The following is a 22,443-nucleotide window of genomic DNA, read 5'->3' as shown; positions in this document are numbered from 1 at the left end:
GTCAAGCCGCTTGCCTACGCCACGCCGTCGCCGCGCCGATCATGGCCGCGATGCTGATGGCGCCCAGCACCGACAGGTGGTGCGGCACGCTGGCCATCGGCTGCATGCCCGACAGCATCTGCGACAGCTGGCCAAGATGGTACGAGGGCATGAAGTCGGCGACCTTGCCCACCCAGGCCGGCATGATGCTGAGCGGCGCCCACAGGCCGCCGAACAGGCAGAAGCCCAGGAAGAGGACATTCGCCACCGCCGTCGCGCCTTGCGAGCCGAAGCGCAGGCCGACGTTTAGACCGATCAGGGCGAACGGGATGGCCGAGGCCAGGCCCAGCCCCAGCGTCGCGGCCCAGCGCCACGGGACCATCTTCACGCCGCCAAAGTAGGCCAGGACGCCGAGCAGGGCGATGGAGACCCCGACCAGCACCAGCGCGGCGATCAGGCGGCCGGCCAAGTAGCCACCGGCCGGCAGCGGGGCGATCTGCTTCAGTTCGATCAGCTTGGCCTCGCGCTCGGCGGCGACGGCGGCGCCGAAGCCGAACATGGCCGGAGCGATGGCGGCGAAGATCACATAGTTGGCCAGCATCATGTGGGCGATCTCCTCGTGCCCCTTGCTGAGACCAAGGCCCATCACCCCGTAGAACAGCAGCGGCAGGACCACGCTGGGGATGATGAATTGCGGGGTGCGCCAGGTGGAGACGATCTGGGCGCGGGCTTCACGGATGTAGACGAGCAGGGTGTGCATCTCAGGCGACCTCGGCTTGGCGGTTAGAGGCAGGCGCACCGGCCTGCACGAGACGGGTGACGGCGTCCTCCAGCGAGGCGCCGGCGACGGTCAGGTCATCGACGGTTTCGTCCCGAGCCAGCAGCTCACGCAGGGTGGCCGGCGCGGACGTGGTCAGCAGCGTGACCTTGCCGCCATCGCGGCTGACGCCGGTGACGCGGGCCAGGCCCGACAGCTCGGCGTCCGACAGGCGCGTGCGGCAGCGGATGGCGACGCCGGAGACCCGGCTCTTGATCGCTTCAGGCGAGCCGTCGGCGATGACCTGGCCGTGGTCGATGACAACGATGCGGTCGGCCAGGGACTCGGCCTCATCCAGGTGGTGGGTGGTCAGCAGAACCGCGCAACCCCGAGCGATCTCGGCCCGGACGGCGGTCCACAGGGCGCGGCGGGCGTCGATGTCCATGCCGGTGGTCGGCTCGTCCAGGACCAGGAAATCCGGGCGGCCGGCGATGGCCAAGGCGAACTGCACGCGGCGCTGCTGGCCGCCGGACAGGGCCCCGCAGCGGCGACGCTCCAGGCCTTCGAGACCGGCCAGGCGGATGATCTCGTCCAGCGGACGGGGCTTGCGATAGTAGCCCCGGAACAGGTCGACCTGCTCGCGGACGGTCAGGGTGCGCGGCAGGCCGGCCTCCTGCAGCATCACGCCCATACGGCCGCGATTGGCGATATCGCGCGGATCGCCGCCGAACAGGCTGGCGGTCCCGGCGTCGGGGCGCAAGCGGCCGGTCAGCAGGGCGACGCTCGTGCTCTTGCCGGCCCCGTTCGGGCCCAGCAGGGCCACGCACTGGCCGGGACGGATGTCGAGGTCCAGGCCGTTGAGGGCCAGGGTCGCGCCGCGGCGCTTGACCGTCTGGCGCAGCATCGCGACCGGTTCGGAAGTTCTGGGTGACATGGGTTGCTCCCTCGTTGTGAAGCCACCATGCCGCCGCCCGAGGCGGTCCATCAGTGCCGGCCGTCACCGGGCCGACATGACAAACGTCACCTCAAGGGCAACCAGCGTTCGCCGACTGCGCCAATCGGCCGCGCTCGCCTTTAACGACGTTCGGCGCCGCCGCCTCGTACGATCGGGCCATCGTTCGAGTAGGAGCCGCGTCTCGCCCCCATGGACCTTCGTGAAGCCCAGCGCCTAGCCGCCCTGAAGGCCTACAAGGTCCTGGACACCCCAGCCGACGCGGCCATCGACCGCCTGGCCGACCTGGCCGGCAACCTGTTCCACACCCCGATCTCCCTGGTCTCGCTGGTCGACGAGGAGCGCCAGTGGTTCAAGGCCAGGGTTGGCCTCGACGCCCTCTCGACACCCCGCAGCGACGCCTTCTGCGCCCACGCCATCGCCCAGGGTCCAGAGACGGTCCTGGTCGTCGAGGACGCGACCCTGGACCCGCGCTTCGCCGCCAACCCGCTGGTGACCGGCGCGCCCGACATCCGCTTCTACGCCGGCGCGACCCTGACCACGAAGGACGGCCACAACCTCGGCACGCTGTGCGTGATCGACGACAAGCCGCGCGCCCGTCCGTCCGAGGACGAGCTGCAGCGCCTGAAGCTGCTGGCCCGCATCGTCGTCGACGAGTTCGAACTGGCCAAGGCCCACCGCGAGACCGCCGAGAAGCAGCGCCTGCTGGAGCTGGCCGAGACCGTGGCCCAGGTCGGCCACTGGCGCATCGAGGTCGCCACCAACCACCTGACCTGGTCGGACCAGACCTTCAACATCTTCGGCCTCAGCCGTGACAGCTACACCCCGACGGTGGAGACCTCGCTCAACCACTATTCGGCCGAGCACCGGGCGGTGCTGGAGCAGGGCATCGCCGCCGCCATCGCCCAGAAGGGCGGCTTCGACCTGCGGGTCCAGCTGATCCGCCCGGACGGCGAGGCGCGCGACGTCATGGCGCGCGGCCTGTGTGAGCTGGATGAGCGCGGCGAGGTCTCGGCCCTGTTCGGCCTGTTGCAGGATGTCACCGACTATTCCAACGCCCTGCGCGCGGTCGAGCGGACCAGCGACCGCTATCGGATGCTGACCGAGAACGCCAACGACCTGGTGACCCGCATGGGTCCGGACGGGCGCTTCACCTATGTCTCGCCAGCTGTGCGGGCGATCTCGGGCTACGCCCCGAGCGAAGCCGTCGGCCGGCTGGCCATCGAATTCATCCATCCCGAGGATCGCGCCCGCGTGGCCGAGATCTTCCGCACAGCGCTGCAAGGCCCGACCGGCTGGACAATCGAATATCGCATCCTGCGCAAGGACGGCGCGGTGCGCTGGGTCGAGGCTCGCCCCAAGCAGGCCTACGACCCCATCACCGGCGAGCCCAGCGCCGTGACCGACGTCATCCGCGACATCACCGACCGCAAGGCGGCCGACGACGCCCTGGCCGACAGCGAGACCCGGTATCGCCTGATGGCCGACAACGCCTCGGACATGATCTCGCGCCTCGACGCCAAGGGGACGATCACCTTCATGTCGCCCGCCAGCAAGGTCATGCTGGGCTTCAAGCCCGAGGAACTGCTGGGCAAGCGGGTCATCGACCTGACCCATCCGGACGACGTCCCCGGCGTCCTGGCCTATTTCCGCGACCTGATCGCCGCCGGTCCCGGCGCTCAGGCCGAGCCTTTGCAGTACCGAGGCCGCCGCCGCGACGGCCAGTGGATCTGGCTGGAAGGCCAGCCGACCCTGTTCTTCGACGAGACCGGGGCCATGACCGGCATCCAGGACGTCGTCCGCGACATCACCTCGCGCAAGGCGATGGAGGCGGCGCTGGAGACCGCCCGCGCCGAGGCCGAGGCCGCCGCCCATGTGAAGGCCGAGTTCCTGTCGAACATGAGCCACGAGCTGCGCACGCCGCTGACCGCGGTGCTGGGCTTCTCTCAGCTGATCGCCCAGCAGCCGGAGCTGACCCCGGCGACGCGCGGCTTCGTCGAGCGGGTGTCCAGCGCCGGCAAGGCGCTGCTGTCGACGGTCAACGACATCCTCGACTTCTCCAAGCTGGAAGCCGGCCAGGTCGAGATCGTTGCCGCGCCCTGCGCCCCTGCCCCGCTGATCAGCGAGACGGCCGACATCTTCAGCCTGCAGGCCGGCGAGAAGGGCCTGGCGCTGCGGGTCGAGGGCCTCTCCGCCCTGCCCGCCAGCGTGACCCTGGCCCAGGACCGCGTGCGCCAAATCCTGCTGAACCTGATCGGCAACGCGGTGAAGTTCACCGACCAGGGCGAGGTCGTGGTCGAGGTCTCGCATGTGAACGACCGCCTGCGCCTGGCCGTCCGCGACACCGGAGCCGGCATCCCGCCCGAACGGCTGGAGGCGCTGTTCAAGCGTTTTTCGCAGGTCGACGGCTCTTCGACCCGCCGCCACGGCGGCACGGGTCTGGGCCTGGCGATCTGCAAGGGCCTGGTCGAGGCCATGGGCGGGACGATCGGCGTCGAGAGCACGCTGGGCGAAGGCTCGTGCTTCTGGTTCGAGCTGCCCGCCGTGGCCGAGGCTCCAACCGTCGTCAGGCCGCTCACAGGCCAGAACAACGGCTGCCACGTGCTGGTGGTCGATGACAACTCAGCCAACCGCGATCTCGTCTCAATGGTGCTTCGCGGTCTCTCGGCGCAGATCACCGAGGCCTGCGACGGCATGGCGGCGATCGCCGCCGCCGAGACCCAGTCGTTCGACCTCATCCTGATGGACCTGCGGATGCCGGTGCTGGACGGCGCGACGGCCGCCCGCCGTATCCGCGAAGGGCGCGGTCCCAACCGCGCCACGCCGATCATCGCCTGCTCGGCCAGCGTCGATCCCGACATCGACCCGGCGGTGTTCGACGGCATGGTGGGCAAGCCGCTGGACCCCGCCAACCTGCTGCGCACCGTCGCCGCCGCGATCATGACCGGACGCGTGGCGGCGGCCGCCTAAAGCGACGTTTCCTCGGAGCCTCACCGCCCGCTCGGCGTTGATGCCTCGCGTAGTAGCGAGGCCGCGTCATGATCAGCTCTTCCTTCCGTCGGGACACCCTCACCCGCCCGATCTACCAGTGGGCCAAGGGCGTGCTGCCCGCCCTGTCGGAAACCGAGCGCGACGCGATCGAGGCCGGCGACACCTGGTGGGACGCGAGCCTGTTCACCGGCGATCCGGACTGGAACGAGCTGCTCTCCTATCCCAAGCCGACCTTGAGCCCCGAGGAGCAGGCCTTCTTCGACGGGCCGGTGAACGCTCTCTGCGCCATGCTCGACGACTGGAAGATGACCTGGGAGACGCGCGACCTGCCGCCCGAGGTCTGGGACTTCCTGAAGCGCGAGAAGTTCTTCGGCATGATCATCCCGAAAGCGTTCGGGGGCCTGGGCTTCTCGGCCTTCGGCCACGCCGAGATCGTCCGCAAGATCGCCACCCGCTCGACCTCGGCGGCGGTGACGGCGATGGTGCCCAACTCGCTCGGCCCGGGTGAGCTGCTGGTGCGGTTCGGGACCAAGGAACAGCAGGACTACTGGCTGCCGCGCCTGGCCGACGGCCGCGAGGTCCCCGCCTTTGGCCTCACCAGCCCCGAAGCCGGCTCGGACGCCGGCGCCATGGTTGACGAAGGCGTGGTCACGCGCGGAACCTGGAAGGGCGAGAACGTCCTGGGCGTGCGCCTGAACTGGCACAAGCGCTACATCACCCTGGGCCCCGTCTGCACCGTGCTGGGCCTGGCCTTCAAACTACGTGACCCCGACGGCCTGCTGGGTGGCGAGGAAGACATCGGCATCACCTGCGCCCTGGTGCCGACCGACACTCCCGGGGTCCGCATCGGCCGCCGTCACCTGCCCGCCTTCCAGACCTTCCAGAACGGTCCCAACTGGGGCGAGGACGTCTTCATCCCGCTGGACCTGATCATCGGCGGCGTCGAGCGCGCCGGTCAGGGCTGGAAGATGCTGATGACGGCCCTAGCGGCCGGGCGCGGCATCTCCCTGCCCGCCATGTCCGGCGCGGCGGCGGCCTATAGCGCCCTGACCACCGGGGCCTATGCCCGCGTGCGCCAGCAGTTCGGCATCCCGATCGGCAAGTTCGAGGGCGTGCAGGAGCGCCTGGCCCGCATCGCCGGCAACGCCTACCTAGTCGACGGCGCACGGCGACTGACCTGCGCCGGCCTGGACCTCGGCAAGCATCCGTCGGTGATCTCGGCGATGATGAAGTCCGGCGCGACCGAGCGGATGCGCATCACCGTCAACGACGCCATGGACGTCCACGGCGGCAAGGCGATCATGGAAGGCCCGCGCAACTACATGGGCAGCCAGTACCGCGCCCTGCCGGTCGGCATCACGGTCGAGGGCGCCAACATCCTGACCCGCAGCCTGATGGTGTTCGGCCAGGGCGCGATCCGCGCGCACCCGTACATGCTGCAAGAGATCCTGGCCCTGGGCGACGCGGACGAGGCCAAGGGCCTGGCCGCGTTCGACGAGACCTTCTGGAAGCACGTCGTCCACGCCCTGCGCAACGGCCTGCGCGCCACGGCCCGCGCCTGGACCGATGGGGCCCTGTCGCCCGCGCCGGACACCGGCCGCGCCGCGCGCTTCTACCGCAAGCTCGGCCGCTATAGCGCCGCCTTCGCCCTGACCTCGGACATCGCCCTGTTGACTCTGGGCGGCGAGCTGAAGCGCAAGGAGATGCTGTCGGCGCGCCTCGGCGACATCCTGTCGGAGATGTACTTCCTGTCCGGCGCCCTGAAGCGTTGGGAGGACGACGGCCGCCCGGACGCCGACTTCCCGCTGCTGCAATGGTGCGCCGAGACGGCCTTCGCCACGATCGAGCAGCGCCTGGACGAGGTGTTCGCCAACCTGCCCAACCGCTTCGCCGGCTGGCTGCTGCGCGCGGCGGTGCTGCCGTTCGGGACCCGTCGCGGCCCCTCGGACCACGTCACCCGCGCCTGCGCCGAGCTGCTGCAGCATCCGTCCGAGACCCGCGACCGCCTGGTCGAGGGCGTCTATGTCGGCGGCAAGGACGAGGCGATCGGCCAGCTGATCGACGCCTTCGAACGCGTCGTCGCCACCCAGCCGATCCACGACCGGCTGAAAGACCAGGGCGTGCGCCATTGGAAGGACGGCCTGGCCAGGAACCTGCTGACGCCTGAAGAGATCGCCGCCCTCAACGCCGCCGATCAGGCGGTGGCGGCCGTGGTCGCGGTCGATGACTTCGCGGCCGAGGAGCTGTCGCCCCGCCTGGCGGAAACTGTCCAGCCGGCCAAGCGTCCGAAGCCGATCGCGGAACCGTCAGTCGTGACCGAACCGCGCAGCTTCGGCGAGGGTTCGATGGTTTAGCGCTTCCGCCCCAGCCACTTAAGGTCGGACTCCGGACCGTCGCTGCGACCGCCGAACCAGCCCATCCAGAAGTGGACGTAGTCGCGCAGCATGTCGCGCGGCACGAAGAAGCCGTGGCTGTAGGGCGTGTCGACGCCGATCACCAGCTTGGGGTCCGGCTTGTCCTGGTACCAGGTGCCGAACAGGCGGTCCCAGATCGGCGCGACGCCGAAGTGGCCGGTCGGGCGGCTCATGTCCAGCTTGTGGTGCTCGCGGTGATGGTTGGGCGACTGGATCAGCCAGCGGCCCACGAAACCCCAGTCGGCGTCGATCTTGGAGTGGACGATCAGGCCGATCGCGATGATCAGCACGTTGACGTACAGCATCACGTCCGCCGGCGCGCCCAGCACGGCCAGCGGGAAGTTGACGATGAAGACGGCGGTGAAGGTCACCGGGTGCTGGCGCACCGAGGTCACCACGCCGAAGTCCTCGGCCGAGTGGTGATAGCGGTGCAGCGGCCAGAAGAACTTCGTGTGGTCCGTCCGGTGGGTCCAGTAGTCGAAGAAGCTGTAGATCGCGAAATAGAGTGGCAGCTGCAGCACGAACGGCAGCGGCGGCGGGCCCAGGTTCACGCCCGTGTGGGCGAAGATCGCCTCGTGGATCCACGCGCCCGAGACCATCGAGGCCCCCAGCATCAGGATGCGGCCGGCGATGTCGAGCACATGGCCCTGGCCCAGGATGAAGACGGCCAGGTCGGTGTTCAGCGACGGGGTGCGGGCGAACAGCAGTTGGCGCAGCGAGCTCTGCGGCCAGCCGACCACCACGCACTCGATCCACAGCGCCGTCGGCAGCAGCAGGAAGACGAGGAAGATGTTGTTGAGGTGGTCATGGGCCGACGCCGTGTGCAGGGTCTTGCCCAGGATCGTCAGGGTCAGCTCGGCCGGGATCAGGCGCAGGGACAGCCACCAGGCCGCGCCCGCGGCGGCGGCATAGACCACGAAGCCGGCGATCAGCGCGATACGGCCCAAGCCTTGCGGGCCCGTCGTGTCGATGCCGATCTCGGCCGCCGGTTGAAGCACTGCAGGTTTCAAAACGTCCCGCTCCCCTGGACTTCCAGGCGGCCATCGATGCCACGGCGCCGTTAAAACTTGGTGTGGCGAAGCAACTTTCGGTCGAGGACCGTCACGAACTTGTCCAAAACGCCCCATTCGCCTAACAGCCGAGCATGGTTCGTTCCGCTTTGCTCATAGCCCTGCTGGCCGCCGCTTCGGCGCCGGCGCTGGTCCAAGCCCAGGAGGTCGAGGCGATCTCGGTCTGGGGCCGCCGCGCCAACGACTTCGGCCGCGCCACCTCGGCCAGCGAGGGCCGCATCAGCTATTCGGACTTCGCCGTGCGGCCGCTCCTGCGTCCGGGCGAGCTGATCGAGGCCGTTCCCGGCCTGGCCGCCACCCAGCACTCGGGCGCGGGCAAGGCCAACCAGTACTTCCTGCGCGGCTTCAACCTGGACCACGGCACCGATTTGGCCGCCTCGCTGGACGGCGTCCCGCTCAACCTGCCCAGCCACGGGCACGGCCAGGGCTATCTGGACCTCAATGTCCTGACGCCGGAGTTCGTGCACGACATCGGCTTCAAGAAAGGCCCCTACTCGGCCGAGAACGGCGACTTCGCCACGGCCGGCGCGGTGGCTTTTGACACCGCCGACCACCTGCACGGCGACGGCCTGCAGGCCTGGATCGGCGAGAACGACTACTACCGCGTCGTCGGCTCCAAGGCCCTGAGCCAGAACGTGCTGGTCGCCGCCGATGTCTCCACCGCGCGCGGCGCGTGGACCAATCCGGAAGACCTCAAGAAGATCAACCTGCTGGGCCGCGCCATCGTCGGCGGGTGGTCGATCACCGCCATCGCCTATGACGCCGACTGGAACGCCACCGACCAGATCCCGCGCCGCGCGGTCGAGAACGGCTCGCTGGGCTATCTCGATGCCATCGACAAGACCGACGGCGGGACCACCTCGCGCTACATCCTGTCGGCCCGCCGCCGCGACCTGCTGCGCGGCCTGGACAGCGTGGTCTATGTCCAGCGCTACAAGCTCGATCTGTTCTCGAACTTCACCTACTTCCTCGACGATCCCGTCAATGGCGATCAGTTCGAGCAGGCCGATCAGCGCTGGATTTACGGCGGCTCGCTGACCAAGCGCTGGACCTTGGGCGACGGCTGGAGCGCCCGCACCGGCGTCTCGGGCCGCGTCGACGACATCGGCAAGGTCGGCCTCTACCGCACCACCGCCCGCGTGCGCCGCGAGACCGTGCGCCAGGACGCCCTGACCGAATGGTCGACGGCGCTGTGGGGCGAGGCCTCGAAGTCCTTCGGCAAGCTGGACGCCACCTTCGGCGCGCGCGCCGACGCCATGGGCGCGGATGTGAAGGCCGGCGATCCGCGCAACGCGGGCGATGTCAGCGACCTGCTAGTCAGCCCCAAGCTGGCCCTGGCCTGGCGGGTGTCGAAGACCTTCGAGCTCTATGCCGACGCCGGGCGCGGCTTCCATTCCAACGACGCGCGCGGGGCGGTGGGCGACGATCCGAGCCAGCGCGCGCCGCTGCTGTCGCCGTCGGACGGCGCTGAGTTGGGTCTGCGCTGGAAGCACGAGGGCCTGACCCTGACGGCGGCGGCCTGGGCGCTGCATGTCGATTCCGAGCTGGTCTATGTCGGCGACGCCGGCTTCACCGAAGCGGCCGGCGCGACCCGCCGCAAGGGCGTCGAGCTGCTGGCCGACTGGCGGCCGACCGCGCGGTTGAACATCACCGCGTCCTATGCCTGCACCCACGCCCGCTTCACCAATGGCGACCGCATCCCCAACGCCGTCAGTTCGGTGCTGAGCGGCGGCGCCAGCTGGAAACTGGGCCCGGCCTCGACCCTGTCCCTGACCTATCGTCGCCTGGGCGGCGCGCCGCTGATCGAGGACAATTCCGTGCGCTCGCGGCCCACAAGCCTGGTCAATGCGCTCTTCGTGCAGGACTTCGGCAAGGCCAGCCTGATGGTCGAGGTCCTGAACCTGACCAACAGTAAGAAAGACGACATCGCCTATTCCTACGCCTCGCGCCTGCCCGGCGAGCCCGCGGGCGGCGTCGACGACGTCCATTTCCACCCCGTCGAGCCCCGTGCCGTGCGTGCGGGCGTCAAGATAAATTTCTGACACAAACGTACGAAAATGGGATGATTTTTACCTGAGCCCTGCCAAGGTCCCTGCGGGGTTTTGTCAGGGTTCTGAGGGGCTGAATGTCCAAGGGTTCTATCCGCTACGTCGTGGCCGGCGTGCTCGCCGCCGCGCTCGCTTCCACTGTCGCTCACGCCGACGCCATCAAGCAGACCAAGGCGCCGATCGAGGACAAGTTCCGCCAGCTGGAAGGCGAGGACTGGCCGACGCCGACCGACTATCGCAACGCGTCGGGCGCGCCGGGCTATCGCTACTGGCAGCAGAAGGTCGATTACGACGTCGCCGTTCACCTGAACGAAGACACCAAGCTGCTAACCGGCAAGGAAACGATCACCTACAAGAACAATTCGCCCGACAACCTGCCCTATCTGTGGCTGTTGCTGGACCAGGACTACAAGCGCGACTCGATCAGCAAGCTGACCGAGACCGTCTCGGGCGACACCATCAGCCTGGGCCAGGTGCGCCGCATCCAGCGCTTCAAGGACTGGGAAGGCGGCTTCACCATCAAGTCGGTGAAGGACGCCTCGGGCCGTTCGCTGAAGTTCACCGTCGTCGACACCCTGCTGCGCGTCGACCTGCCGGCCGCCGTCCGCGCCAATGGCGGCGAGACCAAGCTGACCATCGAGTGGTCGCTGCCGATGGTCGAGAACAAGGTCGTCGGCGGCCGCAGCGGCTATGAGTGCTTCACCGGCAAAGGCGAAGACGGCAACTGCATCTACGAGGGCGCCCAGTGGTTCCCGCGCCTGGCCGTCTATTCGGATTATGAGGGCTGGCACAACAAGGCCTTCCTCGGCTCGGGCGAGTTCACGCTGGAGTTCGGCGACTACCGCGTCGCCCTGACCGTGCCGTCCGACCACGTGGTCTCGGCCACGGGCGTGCTGCAGAACCCGGCCGCAGTGCTCAGCGCCGCCCAGCGCGACCGCCTGACCAAGGCCCGCACCGCCGCCGAGCCCGTCTATGTCGTCACCCCCGAGGAGGCCGTCGCCGCCGAGAAGGGCAAGGCCACGACCGAGAAGACCTGGGTGTTCTCGGCCACCAACGTCCGAGACTTCGGCTGGGCCAGCTCGCGCAAGTTCGTCTGGGACGCCCTGGGCGTGAAGCAGGAGAGCGACGCCGCTCACCCGCTGGTCATGGCCATGTCGTTCTTCCCGAAGGAGGCGCGCCCGCTGTGGGACGCCTATTCGACCAAGTCGATCGCCCACACTCTGAAGGTCTATTCGGACTTCACCTTCTCTTACCCCTATCCGGTGGCCCAGTCGGTCAACGGCCCGGTCGGCGGGATGGAATATCCGATGATCAGCTTCAACGGCCCGCGGCCGGTGAAGGACAAGAAGACCGGCGCCCTCACCTATACCGAGCGCGCCAAGTACGGCCTGATCGGCGTGGTCATCCACGAGGTCGGCCACAACTACTTCCCGATGATCGTCAATTCCGACGAGCGCCAGTGGACCTGGATGGACGAGGGCCTCAACAGCTTCCTCGAGTTCCAGGCCGAAGTGCAGTGGGACAAGAAGTTCCCGTCGCGTCGCGGCGAGCCCAAGGACATCGTCGAGTACATGGTCAGCCAGGACCAGGTGCCGCTGATGACCCAATCGGACTCGGTCATCCAGTTCGGCCCGAACGGCTATTCCAAGCCGGCCACCGCCCTGGTGATCCTGCGCGAGACGGTTATGGGCCGCGAGCTCTTCGACCGCGCGTTCAAGGAATACGCCAACCGCTGGCGCTTCAAGCACCCGACGCCGTACGACTTCTTCCGCACCATGGAAGAGAGCTCGGGCGTCGACCTCGACTGGTTCTGGCGCGGCTGGTTCTACTCGACCGACCACGTCGACATCTCGCTGGACAAGATCGTCAAGGCCCGCCTCGACAGCGGCGACCCGGACGCCGAAGCCGCCGTGCGCAAGACGGCGGACGGCAAGGAGCCGGAATCGCGCACCGCGGCCAACAACAAGGGCCAGACGGTCGCCGAGCGTGATCCCAAGGTCCGCGACTTCTACGACCAGAACGACCAGTTCACGGTGTTCGACAGCGCCCGCAAGAAGGCCAAGACCGCCCGCGAGGACCTAACACCCGAGGAACAGGCCGCCCAGGACCTGAAGGACAACTTCTACCGCTTCAGCTTCCGCAACATCGGCGGCCTGGTGATGCCGGTGATCCTGAAGATGGACTTCACCGACGGCACGACCGAGACGGTCCGCATCCCGGCCGAGATCTGGCGCAAGAACTCCAAGCAGGTCACGTGGCAGTACGTGACGGGCAAGGAGCTGAAGGGCGCCGAGATCGACCCGCTGTGGGAGACCGCCGACGCCGATCGTGGCAACAACGTCTATGACGGCGCCATCACGCCCACGACGCTGAAGATGCAGAAGTTCCCCGACCAGCCCAACCGCATGAAGGACGCCAATGTGAAGGTCGAGCCGGGCGGCCTGGGCACCTCGCCGTCGGAGGACCCCAAGAAGGACGAAGGTCCTAAGTGATCGTGCGCGCGGCTGCCCTGATCGCGGCGGCGGGCCTTGTGCTCGCCCCGCTCCCGGCGGCCGCGCATCGCGGCCACGGCGCGCTGAGCGTCGTGGAGATCGACGCCAAGACCGGCGCGGTCACCGTCAGCCACCGGATCCCGACGCACGACGCCGAGCCGGCCCTGGCGGTGATCGCCCCCGACGCCCAGGCCAGCCTGGACGATCCCGAGGCCATCGACGCCTTGAAGACCTATATGGGCGAGCACTTCGCCGTGGCCGTGAACGGCGCTCTGGTCGGCCTGACCCTGAAGGACATGACCCTGGGGGCCGACGACGTCCGCTTCCAGTATTCCGGCAAGATCGCGCCGGCCGACGCCCGGGCCGAGGTCGCCGTGAAGGCCTCGATGTTCGCCGATGTCTATGGCGACGAGGTCAACCAGGTGAACGTCCGCCGCCTAGGCGTGACCCGCACCCTGGTGTTCAACGCCGGCGACGGCGCGCAGACCCTGGACGCGGTCGATCCGGCCAACTGAAGGCCGACATGACAAACGTCACCTCGCGGGCCTGACGCCCGGCACTGCAACGCTTTGAGTCGCTGCGGCAGGGTCCTCGCAACAGAGGAGACCTTCCATGACCTTCACGACCCGCCGCGCCGCCCTCCTGGCCGCCACGGGCCTGGCCGCGATCAGCACCGCCGCCTTCGCCCAGACGACGACGCCTGCTCCCGCCGCCAAGAAGGAGCCGTCCACCCAGGTCCAAGGCGTGACCATCACCGCCCCCGCGGCCCAGGACATCAAGACCTCCATCGACCGCCGCAGCTACAGCCTGGGCAAGGACCTGCAGGCCACGACCGGCTCGGTCGCCGACGTGCTGCGCAACGTCCCCTCGGTGCAGGTCGACGTGCAGGGCAATGTCAGCCTGCGCGGCGATCCCAACGTCACCATCATGATCGACGGCAAGCCTTCGGGGATGTTCAAGGGCGACAACCGCGGCCAGGTGCTGCAGCAGATCCCCGCCAGCCAGTTCGAGCGCGTCGAGGTGATGACCAACCCGTCGGCCGCCTTCAGCCCCGAAGGCTCGGCCGGGATCATCAACCTGATCACCAAGCAGCAGCGCGGCGTCGGCACGACCGGCTCGGTCCGCGCCAACATGGGCACCGAAGGCCGCAAGAACGCCAGCATCAGCCTCGCCCGCAACACCAAGGCCCTGACCCTGTCGGCCGACGCCGGCTGGCGCCGCGACAAGGCCAAGGGCTCGATCGAGGACGACCGCTCGCGCCTGGACCCCGTCACCGGCCGCTACGCCGACAGCCACCAGAAGGTCGGCTTCAACAGCAAGGGCCAGTCGCACAACGCCCGCGCCGGCGTCGACTACGACCTCGACAAGCAGACCCGCATCAGCGCCGAGGCCCGCTACACCGACACGTCCTACGACTCCAAGGCCGGCTCGTCGTACGAGGGCAAGGACGTCAATGGCGTCCCCAATGTCCGCTACCAGCGCCTCAGCGAAGGCAAGATGAAGAAGTCGGTGGCCGGCCTGACCGGCGACCTGCGCCGCAAGTTCGACGGCGCCGAGCACGAGTTCACCCTGCACACCAGCGTCGAGCGCACCCGCGACCGCCAGGTCACGGACGCGAACGGCTTCAACCAGCTGCCGGCCGTCTCGAACTATGTCGAGCACGTCAGCATCGGCGACGAACTGGTCCAGAGCCGCCTGAAGGCCGAGTACAAGCGCCCCCTGCCCGGCGGCGCCAAGCTGGTCGCCGGCTACGAGCTGCAAGTCGACGACAACGACTACGACAACTATGGCGCTCGCGGCCCGACCGGCGGCGCTCTGGCCGTCGATCCGGCCCTGACCAACCAGTTCAAGTATGACCAAGTCGTCCACGCGGTCTACGCCACCGTCAGCCGGCCGATCGGCGATCTGACCATCATGCCGGGCCTGCGGATCGAAGAGGTCACGGTCGACACCAACCAGGTCACCTCGAAGCTGAAAGACAGCTACGACTACCTGCGCGCCTATCCGTCGCTGCACGTGCAGTACAAGCTGGACGATGCGCGCCAGATCAACGCCAGCTACAGCCGCCGCATCCAGCGCCCGACGGCCCAGGACCTGAACCCGTACCGGATCTATCAGGACCCCTACAGCTACCGTCAGGGCGACCCGCGCCTGAAGCCCCAGACCACGGACTCGTTCGAGGTCGCCTACCAGCTGCGCAAGGGCTACAACTACTACCAGGGCACGGTCTATTACCGCGAGGCCCGCGACGGCGTCACCGACGTCGTCAGCGACATCGGCGGCGGCGTGCTGCTGACCACCAAGGCCAACCTGGCCAAGAGCCGCAGCGGCGGCCTGGAGCTGGTCGCCAACGCCCGCCTGACGCCCAAGATCTCGTACACGATCAGCGGCAACGCCTTCTGGAACGAGATCGGCGCCACCGATCTGGGCTTCCCCGACAAGCGCTCGGCCTGGACGGTCTCCGGCTATGCGGCCCTGAACGTCCAGGCCACGCCCAAGGACTTCCTGCAGATCAGCGGCTTCGCCACCGGCAAGCGCCTGACGCCGCAGGGCTACAAGGAGCCGACCGGCATGCTGCTGCTGGGCTATCGCCACAAGTTCAACGACCGCGTCTCGGGCGTGGTGACGGTGCAGGACGCCCTGAAGACCTTCGGCGACAAGCTGGTCATCGACACCCCGGCCCTGAAGGACCGCCGCGCCCTCGACCTGGACCTGCGGGCCATCTTCATCGGCGTCACCTACAACTTCGGCGGAACCGGCGCCCCCGACCCGCGCCGTCGCCGCGAGCCGGCCTTCGACTTCCAGACCAACCCGGGCGGCGTCGGCCCGATGTAGTTCCCGCCCACCTTGGGCGACAAATCGGCCGGCCCTGCGACGAATCCGTTGCAGCGGCCGGTCTCGTCCTGTATCGAACGCTTCCTCTTCGCCGACGCTTAAACGTCGTCGACCCGGATGGCCCGGTGGCGGAGTGGTGACGCAGCGGACTGCAAATCCGTGCACCCCGGTTCGATTCCGGGCCGGGCCTCCACCTTGCTTCCTCAGCCCCTCCCAACCAGAGCGCGAAGCGTTAACGTATACTTTTCTCCCCGTTGACCCGATGTCATCCAAAAGACGTGGATGGCGACTACAAACCGGTCAGATTTTCACACCGAACATCTGCAAATTTTCCGGACCCTATCCTTTGCCTTGTCTGAATGATTGAACTTCAATAGACAACGCAGCGCTGGAAGTCGGTCATTTATCGGGGGAGTTGACATTGAAGCGCGTACTGGTGACGGGTGGAGCTGGTTTCGTGGGCTCGCACCTCTGTGAGCGCCTCATCGAGGCTGGCCACGAAGTGCTCTGCGTAGACAATTATTATACCGGTTCCCGGCGTAATATTGCTCACCTGCTCGGCAATCCCAATTTCGACCTGCTTCGTCACGACGTTACGCACCCGCTGTTCGTGGAAGTGGACGAGATCTACAACCTCGCCTGCCCCGCCAGCCCGGTCCACTACCAGTACGATCCCGTCCAGACGACCAAGACCAGCGTCCACGGCGCGATCAACATGCTGGGCCTGGCCAAGCGCCGGAAGGCCAAGATCTTCCAGGCCTCGACCAGCGAAGTCTATGGCGACCCGAGCGTCCACCCGCAGCCCGAAGAATACTGGGGCAACGTCAATCCAATCGGCATCCGCTCGTGCTACGACGAAGGCAAGCGCTGCGCCGAGACCCTGTTCTTCGACTACCACCGCCAGCACAACCTGCGCATCAAGGTGGCGCGGATCTTCAACACCTACGGCCCGCGCATGCACCCCAACGACGGGCGCGTGGTGTCGAACTTCATCGTCCAGGCGCTGAAGGGTGAGGACATCACCCTGTACGGCGACGGCAACCAGACGCGCTCGTTCTGCTATGTCGACGACCTGGTCGAAGGCTTCCTGCGCCTGATGGACACGTCGGACGACGTGACCGGCCCGGTCAACCTGGGCAATCCAGGCGAGTTCACCATGAAGGAACTGGCCCTGAAGGTCCTGGAGATCACGGGTTCGAAGTCCAACCTGATCCATCTGCCCCTGCCGGCCGATGATCCCCGCCAGCGCCAGCCCGACATCACCAAGGCCAAGGCGCTGCTGGACTGGACCCCGACGGTCGAATTGACCCAAGGCCTGACGAAAACCGTCGCCTATTTTGATAAGCTGCTGGCCGAAGGTTAGGCAGGCTCACCGCTCCCCGGCGTGATCCCGCGCCGGGGCGCTTTTCTCTAGCGCTCCCAAGTCCCGCCGGAACACCGACGAGGCCGGAGCCGGTTCTTCGTGTCCGTAGGCTCAGTGTCATGACCACCAGCGCTCCCGCACCGCGCTACAGCGGCAAGAAGGTCCTCATCACCGGCGCGTCCGGCTTCATCGGCACGCGGCTGGCCCAGCGCCTCGCGGACCAGGGCGCCACGCTCTACTGCCTCGACCTGAAGCCGCCGCGCGAGACCCTGCCGGGCGTAACCTATCTGAGCGAGGACGTGCGGAACCTGGGCGCGCTGGATGTGCAGGCGCTGGACGCGATCTTCAACCTGGCCGCCATCCACACGACGCCGGGCCACCCGGACCACGAATATTACGACACCAACGTCAACGGCGCGCTGGAGGTCTCCCGCCTAGCCGAACGCCTGGGCGTCAAGGACGTGGTCTTCACCAGCTCGATCTCGATCTACGGCCCGTCCGAGGACCGCAAGACCGAAACCAGCGCCCCGGCCCCGACCTCCGCCTACGGCAAGTCCAAGCTGATGGCCGAGAAGATCCACACCAGCTGGCAAGCCGCCGGCCCGGGCCGCAAGCTCAGCATCATCCGCCCCGCCGTCGTGTTCGGAGCCGGCGAAGGCGGCAACTTCGCCCGCATGGCCGCCCTGCTGAAGAAGGGCGCCTTCGTCTTCCCCGGCCGTCGCGACACCATCAAGTCGTGCATCTATGTCGAGGACCTGCTGGACCTGATGCTGGCCGCCGCCGCGACGTCCGAGCCGCTGGAAATCCTGAACGGCAGCTATCCCGAGTGCCCGACGCTGGAGCGGATCGTCTCCACCCTGCGTGACGAGTACTTCCCGAAGGCGAAGTTCATCGACGTGCCGCAGGGCTTCGTCCTGACCGCCGCCAAGATGCTGTCGACCTTCAACGGCCTGGGCCTGGGCATCCACCCGGACCGCGTCACCAAGCTGATCCGCTCGACCTACGTCTATCCGGGCTGGGCCAACGACCGCGACCTGTTCGCCGGCAAGAGCCTGGCCCTTGGCCTGCAAAAGTGGGCCAAGGCGACCGAAGGCAGCTTCGTCTAAGCGTACTCTTGGTGTCGCTGGCCGCCGACGGCTCGCGACAGCACCCCCAGATGCAGCGCGCCGCGCAGCAGGGCCTTGTTGCGCTCGCGCGGCTGGAAGCCCGATAGCGCCGCGCTGCCGGCGCAGAACACCACCTTGGCCGCGGCCATCGCGGCCAGCTTGCCCCGGCTCTCCGCGTTGCGAATCTGGATGTCCCAGTGGGTCTGGCCCGAGCGGTAGCGGCGCTTGAATAGCCACTTGAAGCTGGACCGGCCGATCGGGATGTCCTCGCTGACCACGGCGTCGGGCCGATAGGCGAACCGCGCGCCGCCCAGGCCGAACTCGTAGAAGAACGAGGTGTCCTCGCCGCCCGTCAACCCGAAGGCCTTGTCGAACTGAAGGCCCAGCGCCCGGACCTTCTCCATGTTGAGCAGGACGTTGCAGGTATAGCCGTTGTGCAGCGGCTCGCCCGGCGCGATCTCGTTGTGGTGAAAGGCGCCGTCGGCCATCCAGGCCGGTGAGCCCGGCTCCATGATCGCCCGGCTTCGGCCGAACACCACGTCCGCCTCGGCGCTGGCTTCGATCAGGGCGGCCAGCCAGCCCGGCTCGGCGATCTCGTCATCATCGATGAAGGCGGCCCACTCGCCTTGCGCGGCATTCAGGCAGGCGTTGCGGGCGATCGAGATGTTCTGCCGGGGCGCATGGACGTAGCGCACGGGCGCGCCGCCGGGAACGGCCGCGCCCTCCACGGCCGCCTGGCCGGTGGGTTCGCCGTCGTTGTCCGCGACGACGATCTCCATCGTCCACCCGTCGGGAAGCGTCTGGCCCAGCACGCTGGCGATCGTCGCCGCCACCGACGGACGTCGATAGGTGCAGATCATCACGCTCAACAATCGCGGCTTTTGATCAGACACTGTCGGCTTCCATGGTTTTGCGCGGCCAATTGGCGAAGAACTGAAGATAAGCGTGGTCGCTGGCGCCAGCCGGCGAGCGACCGGACTGCAGAAGCTGGGCGGCCGAGGCGGAAAGCCGCGACAGCGCTTCGTTCGAGCCCTCGATCATGTCGGCGACGCTGATCAGCGAAGATGCGTCCTCCCCGCTGATTTCAGTCCCCACGGCCTCGGTCGAAGCGCCCGGCAGATACGCCTTGATACGCTTGGCGACGCCCGAGCTGACGAACGACGCGAAGATGGCCAGCCCGCCGGGCGAGCGCGCGACCAGACCGGCCATGCCGAACAGCGACTTCCGCTTGACCAGTTCGACCATCTCCAGGGCGGCGATGTAGTTGCGCATGCGCTCGCCCCGCCGCCGGATGATCCGCCGCTGGTGCTCGGTCAGCCCCTCCATCGTGCTCAGCGCGTCGTTCGAGGCGATCATGCGGAGAAGCTCGCCAGACCCGATACGGTGCGAGATCGACGCGCTGTGGCGGCGATAGGCGTACATCGCCAACGGCAGGAAGCGCGCCTTGCAGCCCTTGATCAGCAGCCGCAGGAAGAGATCGAAGTCCTCCCCGATCATCAGGGTCTCGTCGTAGCGCAGGTCGGCCAGGGCGGACCGGCGGATCAGCAGCTTCAGATAGCCCAGCGGCAGCTCGCGCCAGGTCCCGGCGGGCGGCACCAGCAGATGCTCGATCGCGATCGCTCCGAATGTGTCCGGGCAGCCCTTGGGGAAGATGAACGGATGCGACCACAGGCCGTCGCCCTCGGCGCCGAAGGCCAGGAGCTCGTCACCGGCGAGATCGAGATCGTTCGCCGCCGCGAAGGCCAGCAGGATCTCGAGGCGCAGCGGGTGGACGATGTCGTCGCCGTCCACGATCGACAGGTACTCGCCGCGCGCGGCCTCGATCGCCAGGTTGCGCGCCACGGCGGGGCCCCGCCCCTCCCCCGCCAGCAGCCGGACCCGGTCGTCGCGGGCGGCATGGGCCGCGACGCGCTGGCGCGTATCATCCGAGGACGCATCGTCGACGACGATGACCTCGATGTCGCGGACGCTCTGGTCCAGGATCGACAGCAGGCACGCGTCGATGAACTCGCCCACGTCGCGGCAGGCGACGATCACCGATACCTTTGGAGCAGGCGTAGACACCAGATCCCCGTCGCTCAAGACTCTTGCGCCAGCAGGCTGACGCCGGGATTGGCCCGGCCGGCCGCGGCGATCATCACGCCCCGGCGGAAGTTGTCCAGCACGGCCGCCGGCGGCGCCTTGAAGGCCAGGGCGTCCCAGATGACCGCCTTTGCCAGGCCGGTCGCGCGCTCGGTGGCGTTGGAGCGGAACAAAGCCTGCTGCTTGAACGCCTGACGGAGGCCTCCGTCCGCGCGCCGCCACGCCGCCCGCTGCAGGGTCTGCACGGACTTCTTCAAGTCCAGCTCGCGCCGCATCCAGCTGGCTTGCGCGCCGGCGTCGCGGGTCGTGCTGGGACCATTCTCAGCCCAGGCCGCCAGCGGCTCCAGCGCCACATAGACGGGGTCCTTGGTCAGCGCGGTGCGGACATATTCCTGCAGCACGGCCGAGCAGTCGAAGGCGATCTCGAAGTCGGTGGTCGCGTGCCGCGACCAGAACAGCCCGCCGTTCGAGACCCCTATCCCGACCAGCACGGCCAGATGGAATTCCTCGGGGCCGTACAGGCGCTCTTCGAACAGGTGGTCCAGCACGCCCTTGTCCGACAGCGCGCCGCCGGCGTTGAAGATCTCGACCTGCTGGTTCCGCAGGATGACGTTCGCCCCGACCTTCTTGGCCAGGGCCACGTTCTTCTCCATGAACTCGGGGAAGACGTAGTTGTCGTCCTCGAGCACGAAGAAGTACTCGCTGTCATGCGGATTGGCGCGCGAGAAGCATTGGTTGATATTGCCGGACGCGAACTGCTGCTTGGCGTTTGCGTTATAGACGATGCGCTCGTCCTGCAGCGCTTCGCACACCGCGCGCGCGCCCTGCTCGCGATCGTCGTCATAGACGTCGCACACCCAATTCTGCCAGGTCTGAGCTTGCAACGACTGTAAACAGCGCTTCAGGTCATCAGGGCGGCGATAGGTCGGCGTTCGCACATGAACCCGATCTTCAGAACGCAACGGCACCCTAACCTCCGCTATTGATATAACTTCGCCGGCTGAATATTGTTTCGAACAGCCGAATTCACCGATAGATCGCGTTTATAGAGTTGATGGAAATCGCACAAGTGGACAAAGCTGGGGCTTCTGCGAACATAAAGATAAATATTCATGACCGAAAAAGAGCATCTATCTCAGGTCGTACGCTGACGACAGCCGCTTCTTGCGCGGCGATGTTCACCTCGGCCATGCTGACGCCCCTCGGTACGCTCGGCGCGGTCGCGTTTCTGGCCTCCACCCTGTTCCTGGTCTTCATCAACCGGCGCCAGATTCTGCAGATCAGCATCGGCGCCTGGCCGATCCTCCTCCTGCCCACGATCGCCGTCGCCTCGGTCCTATGGTCCTCGCAGCCGAGCCTGACCGTCCGGATCGGGCTCGAATACGCCCTTACGGTGCTGGCGGCCACGATCATCGCCGCGCGGACGCCGCCCAGGACCCTGATCCATCTGTTGTGCGCGGTGTGCACGGTCGTGCTGCTGCTCAACCTGCCGGCGGCCATTGGCGACCTGGCCAAACGCCACTCCGCTCAAGGGCTGTATGGCAGCAAGAACGCCCTGGGCAGCATCTGCGCCGTCCAGGTGATCGCCAGCCTGGCCACCTTCTTCGGCCGCTCGACGCCGCCCCGCATGAAGGCGTTCGCCGCCGTGGGCATCGTGCTGGGCGGGCCGCTGCTGTTCGCGGCCAACTCGGCCGGCGCCATCATCTGCACGACCATCGCCGTCGCGGTGCTGATCGCCACCAGCACGCTAGGCACCAAGTCCGCCAACGCCCGCGTCCTGGCCGTGGTGTTCGCCGGCCTCCTGGTCACCGCTGGCGTGGTCGCGGCCAAGCCGATCGGGGACGCCTACGACTACATCCAGACCGAAGTCTTCAAGAAGGACCGCACCCTCACCGGCCGCAGCTATCTGTGGGCCAAGGCCGACGAGCTGGCGCGACAACGGCCCGTGCTGGGCTACGGCTATCAGTCGTTCTGGGTCCAGGGCCAGACCGACGCCGAGGGCCTGTGGCGCTTTGGCGGCATCAAGGACCGCACCGGCTTCAACTTCCACAACGAGATCCGCGAGATGCGCATCCAGCTGGGCTTCGTCGGCCTGGCGGCGTTCTTCTTCGCCATCGCCTCGGCGCTCGTGCCCTCCGCCCTGATGCTTCTGGGATCAAGCGAGCGGGCCCGAGCCTTCTCCGGCGCGGCATTCGCACTCGTCTGTTATTTCACTGTTCGGATGAATGCAGAGAGTGCACTTGCCTATCCATTCGCTTTTGACACGCTTGTATTCTCGTTCGCGGTTGCGGCTCTGATTTTTAGCCGTAAAAGACGGCCGACATCTTGATAAGGGCGGCCGGCGTGCAAGACAG

The 22,443-nt window shown here is 67.5% G+C and carries 15 protein-coding genes and 1 tRNA gene; 10 read left to right on the top strand and 6 right to left on the bottom strand.

Translation table 11 applies throughout. The features are described from left to right. Position 1 precedes the first annotated feature (1 nt). Positions 2-739 carry an ABC transporter permease gene (locus AC07NI_RS02880; RefSeq protein WP_494616030.1) on the bottom strand — a complete coding sequence of 246 codons (738 nt, stop codon included), beginning with the start codon at positions 737-739 and terminating at the stop codon, positions 2-4. Position 740: 1 nt separating this feature from the next. After that, positions 741-1,721, bottom strand: a complete 981-nt coding sequence (locus AC07NI_RS02875) for an ABC transporter ATP-binding protein (RefSeq protein ID WP_494616025.1) — start codon at positions 1,719-1,721, stop codon at positions 741-743. A 159-nt stretch (positions 1,722-1,880) separates the two neighbouring features. Here AC07NI_RS02875 and AC07NI_RS02870 point away from each other — a divergent pair, with 159 nt between their 5' ends. After that, positions 1,881-4,658 (top strand): PAS domain S-box protein, encoded by a 2,778-nt coding sequence (locus tag AC07NI_RS02870; RefSeq protein WP_494616022.1) that lies wholly within the window; start codon positions 1,881-1,883, stop codon positions 4,656-4,658. 68 nt (positions 4,659-4,726) lie between these two features. Beyond that, a complete protein-coding gene (locus AC07NI_RS02865; protein ID WP_494616020.1) occupies positions 4,727-7,033 on the top strand; it encodes an acyl-CoA dehydrogenase in 2,307 nt (768 codons plus the stop codon). Here the strand turns inward: AC07NI_RS02865 and AC07NI_RS02860 are convergent. Then, positions 7,030-8,091 carry a sterol desaturase family protein gene (locus tag AC07NI_RS02860; protein ID WP_494616018.1) on the bottom strand — a complete coding sequence of 354 codons (1,062 nt, stop codon included), beginning with the start codon at positions 8,089-8,091 and terminating at the stop codon, positions 7,030-7,032. The genes AC07NI_RS02865 and AC07NI_RS02860 overlap by 4 nt on opposite strands. 146 nt (positions 8,092-8,237) lie before the next feature. On the opposite strand from AC07NI_RS02860, the gene AC07NI_RS02855 reads away from it, so the two are divergent. From AC07NI_RS02855 to AC07NI_RS02825, 7 genes are all read left to right on the top strand, one after another. Continuing rightward, a complete protein-coding gene (locus tag AC07NI_RS02855) occupies positions 8,238-10,205 on the top strand; it encodes a TonB-dependent receptor (protein WP_494616015.1) in 1,968 nt (655 codons plus the stop codon). 83 nt (positions 10,206-10,288) lie between these two features. Further along, positions 10,289-12,703: a M1 family metallopeptidase gene (locus tag AC07NI_RS02850; protein WP_494616011.1), complete on the top strand. Its 2,415-nt coding sequence runs from the start codon at positions 10,289-10,291 to the stop codon at positions 12,701-12,703. Next, a complete protein-coding gene (locus AC07NI_RS02845; protein WP_494616008.1) occupies positions 12,700-13,218 on the top strand; it encodes a DUF6702 family protein in 519 nt (172 codons plus the stop codon). Before AC07NI_RS02850 ends, AC07NI_RS02845 begins: the two co-directional genes overlap by 4 nt. Before the next feature lie 97 nt (positions 13,219-13,315). Then, a complete protein-coding gene (locus tag AC07NI_RS02840) occupies positions 13,316-15,538 on the top strand; it encodes a TonB-dependent receptor domain-containing protein (protein WP_494616005.1) in 2,223 nt (740 codons plus the stop codon). A gap of 119 nt (positions 15,539-15,657) precedes the next feature. After that, positions 15,658-15,731, top strand: a tRNA-Cys gene (locus AC07NI_RS02835). 228 nt (positions 15,732-15,959) lie between these two features. Then, positions 15,960-16,901 carry a UDP-glucuronic acid decarboxylase family protein gene (locus AC07NI_RS02830; protein WP_494616002.1) on the top strand — a complete coding sequence of 314 codons (942 nt, stop codon included), beginning with the start codon at positions 15,960-15,962 and terminating at the stop codon, positions 16,899-16,901. 119 nt (positions 16,902-17,020) lie between these two features. Beyond that, a complete protein-coding gene (locus AC07NI_RS02825) occupies positions 17,021-18,007 on the top strand; it encodes an NAD-dependent epimerase/dehydratase family protein (RefSeq protein WP_494615999.1) in 987 nt (328 codons plus the stop codon). On the opposite strand, the gene AC07NI_RS02820 is transcribed toward AC07NI_RS02825, so the two are convergent. Genes AC07NI_RS02820 through AC07NI_RS02810 form a run of 3 tightly spaced genes read right to left on the bottom strand, consistent with a single transcriptional unit; the run spans position 18,004 to position 21,027 of the window. Next, positions 18,004-18,900, bottom strand: coding sequence for a glycosyltransferase family 2 protein (locus AC07NI_RS02820; protein WP_494615997.1), 897 nt, complete (start codon positions 18,898-18,900; stop codon positions 18,004-18,006). The two genes, AC07NI_RS02825 and AC07NI_RS02820, sit on opposite strands and share 4 nt — an antisense overlap. After that, on the bottom strand, positions 18,893-20,044 hold the full coding sequence (locus AC07NI_RS02815; RefSeq protein ID WP_494615992.1) for a glycosyltransferase family 2 protein: 1,152 nt from the start codon (positions 20,042-20,044) through the stop codon (positions 18,893-18,895). The genes AC07NI_RS02820 and AC07NI_RS02815 overlap by 8 nt, the downstream gene beginning before the upstream one ends. 41 nt (positions 20,045-20,085) lie before the next feature. Further along, on the bottom strand, positions 20,086-21,027 hold the full coding sequence (locus AC07NI_RS02810; protein ID WP_494615987.1) for a glycosyltransferase: 942 nt from the start codon (positions 21,025-21,027) through the stop codon (positions 20,086-20,088). Between the two features lie 251 nt (positions 21,028-21,278). On the opposite strand from AC07NI_RS02810, the gene AC07NI_RS02805 reads away from it, so the two are divergent. After that, a complete protein-coding gene (locus tag AC07NI_RS02805; protein ID WP_494615983.1) occupies positions 21,279-22,418 on the top strand; it encodes an O-antigen ligase family protein in 1,140 nt (379 codons plus the stop codon). Positions 22,419-22,443 lie beyond the last annotated feature (25 nt).

The sequence above is a fragment of the Caulobacter sp. GW821-FHT10E02 genome, assembly GCF_059415225.1.
The sequence above is the reverse complement of the archived record's forward strand: the minus strand, read 5'-3'. Positions and strand labels throughout refer to the sequence as shown.

What these genes read in the sequence shown, in the direction of transcription:
- AC07NI_RS02805 (WP_494615983.1), top strand. Translation starts at nt 21,279, where the DNA reads ATGCTGACGCCCCTCGGTACGCTCGGCGCGGTCGCGTTTCTGGCCTCC.
- AC07NI_RS02865 (WP_494616020.1), top strand. Translation starts at nt 4,727, where the DNA reads ATGATCAGCTCTTCCTTCCGTCGGGACACCCTCACCCGCCCGATCTAC.
- AC07NI_RS02840 (WP_494616005.1), top strand. Translation starts at nt 13,316, where the DNA reads ATGACCTTCACGACCCGCCGCGCCGCCCTCCTGGCCGCCACGGGCCTG.
- AC07NI_RS02850 (WP_494616011.1), top strand. Translation starts at nt 10,289, where the DNA reads ATGTCCAAGGGTTCTATCCGCTACGTCGTGGCCGGCGTGCTCGCCGCC.
- AC07NI_RS02855 (WP_494616015.1), top strand. Translation starts at nt 8,238, where the DNA reads ATGGTTCGTTCCGCTTTGCTCATAGCCCTGCTGGCCGCCGCTTCGGCG.
- AC07NI_RS02880 (WP_494616030.1), bottom strand. Translation starts at nt 739, where the DNA reads ATGCACACCCTGCTCGTCTACATCCGTGAAGCCCGCGCCCAGATCGTC.
- AC07NI_RS02870 (WP_494616022.1), top strand. Translation starts at nt 1,881, where the DNA reads ATGGACCTTCGTGAAGCCCAGCGCCTAGCCGCCCTGAAGGCCTACAAG.
- AC07NI_RS02825 (WP_494615999.1), top strand. Translation starts at nt 17,021, where the DNA reads ATGACCACCAGCGCTCCCGCACCGCGCTACAGCGGCAAGAAGGTCCTC.
- AC07NI_RS02875 (WP_494616025.1), bottom strand. Translation starts at nt 1,721, where the DNA reads ATGGACCGCCTCGGGCGGCGGCATGGTGGCTTCACAACGAGGGAGCAA.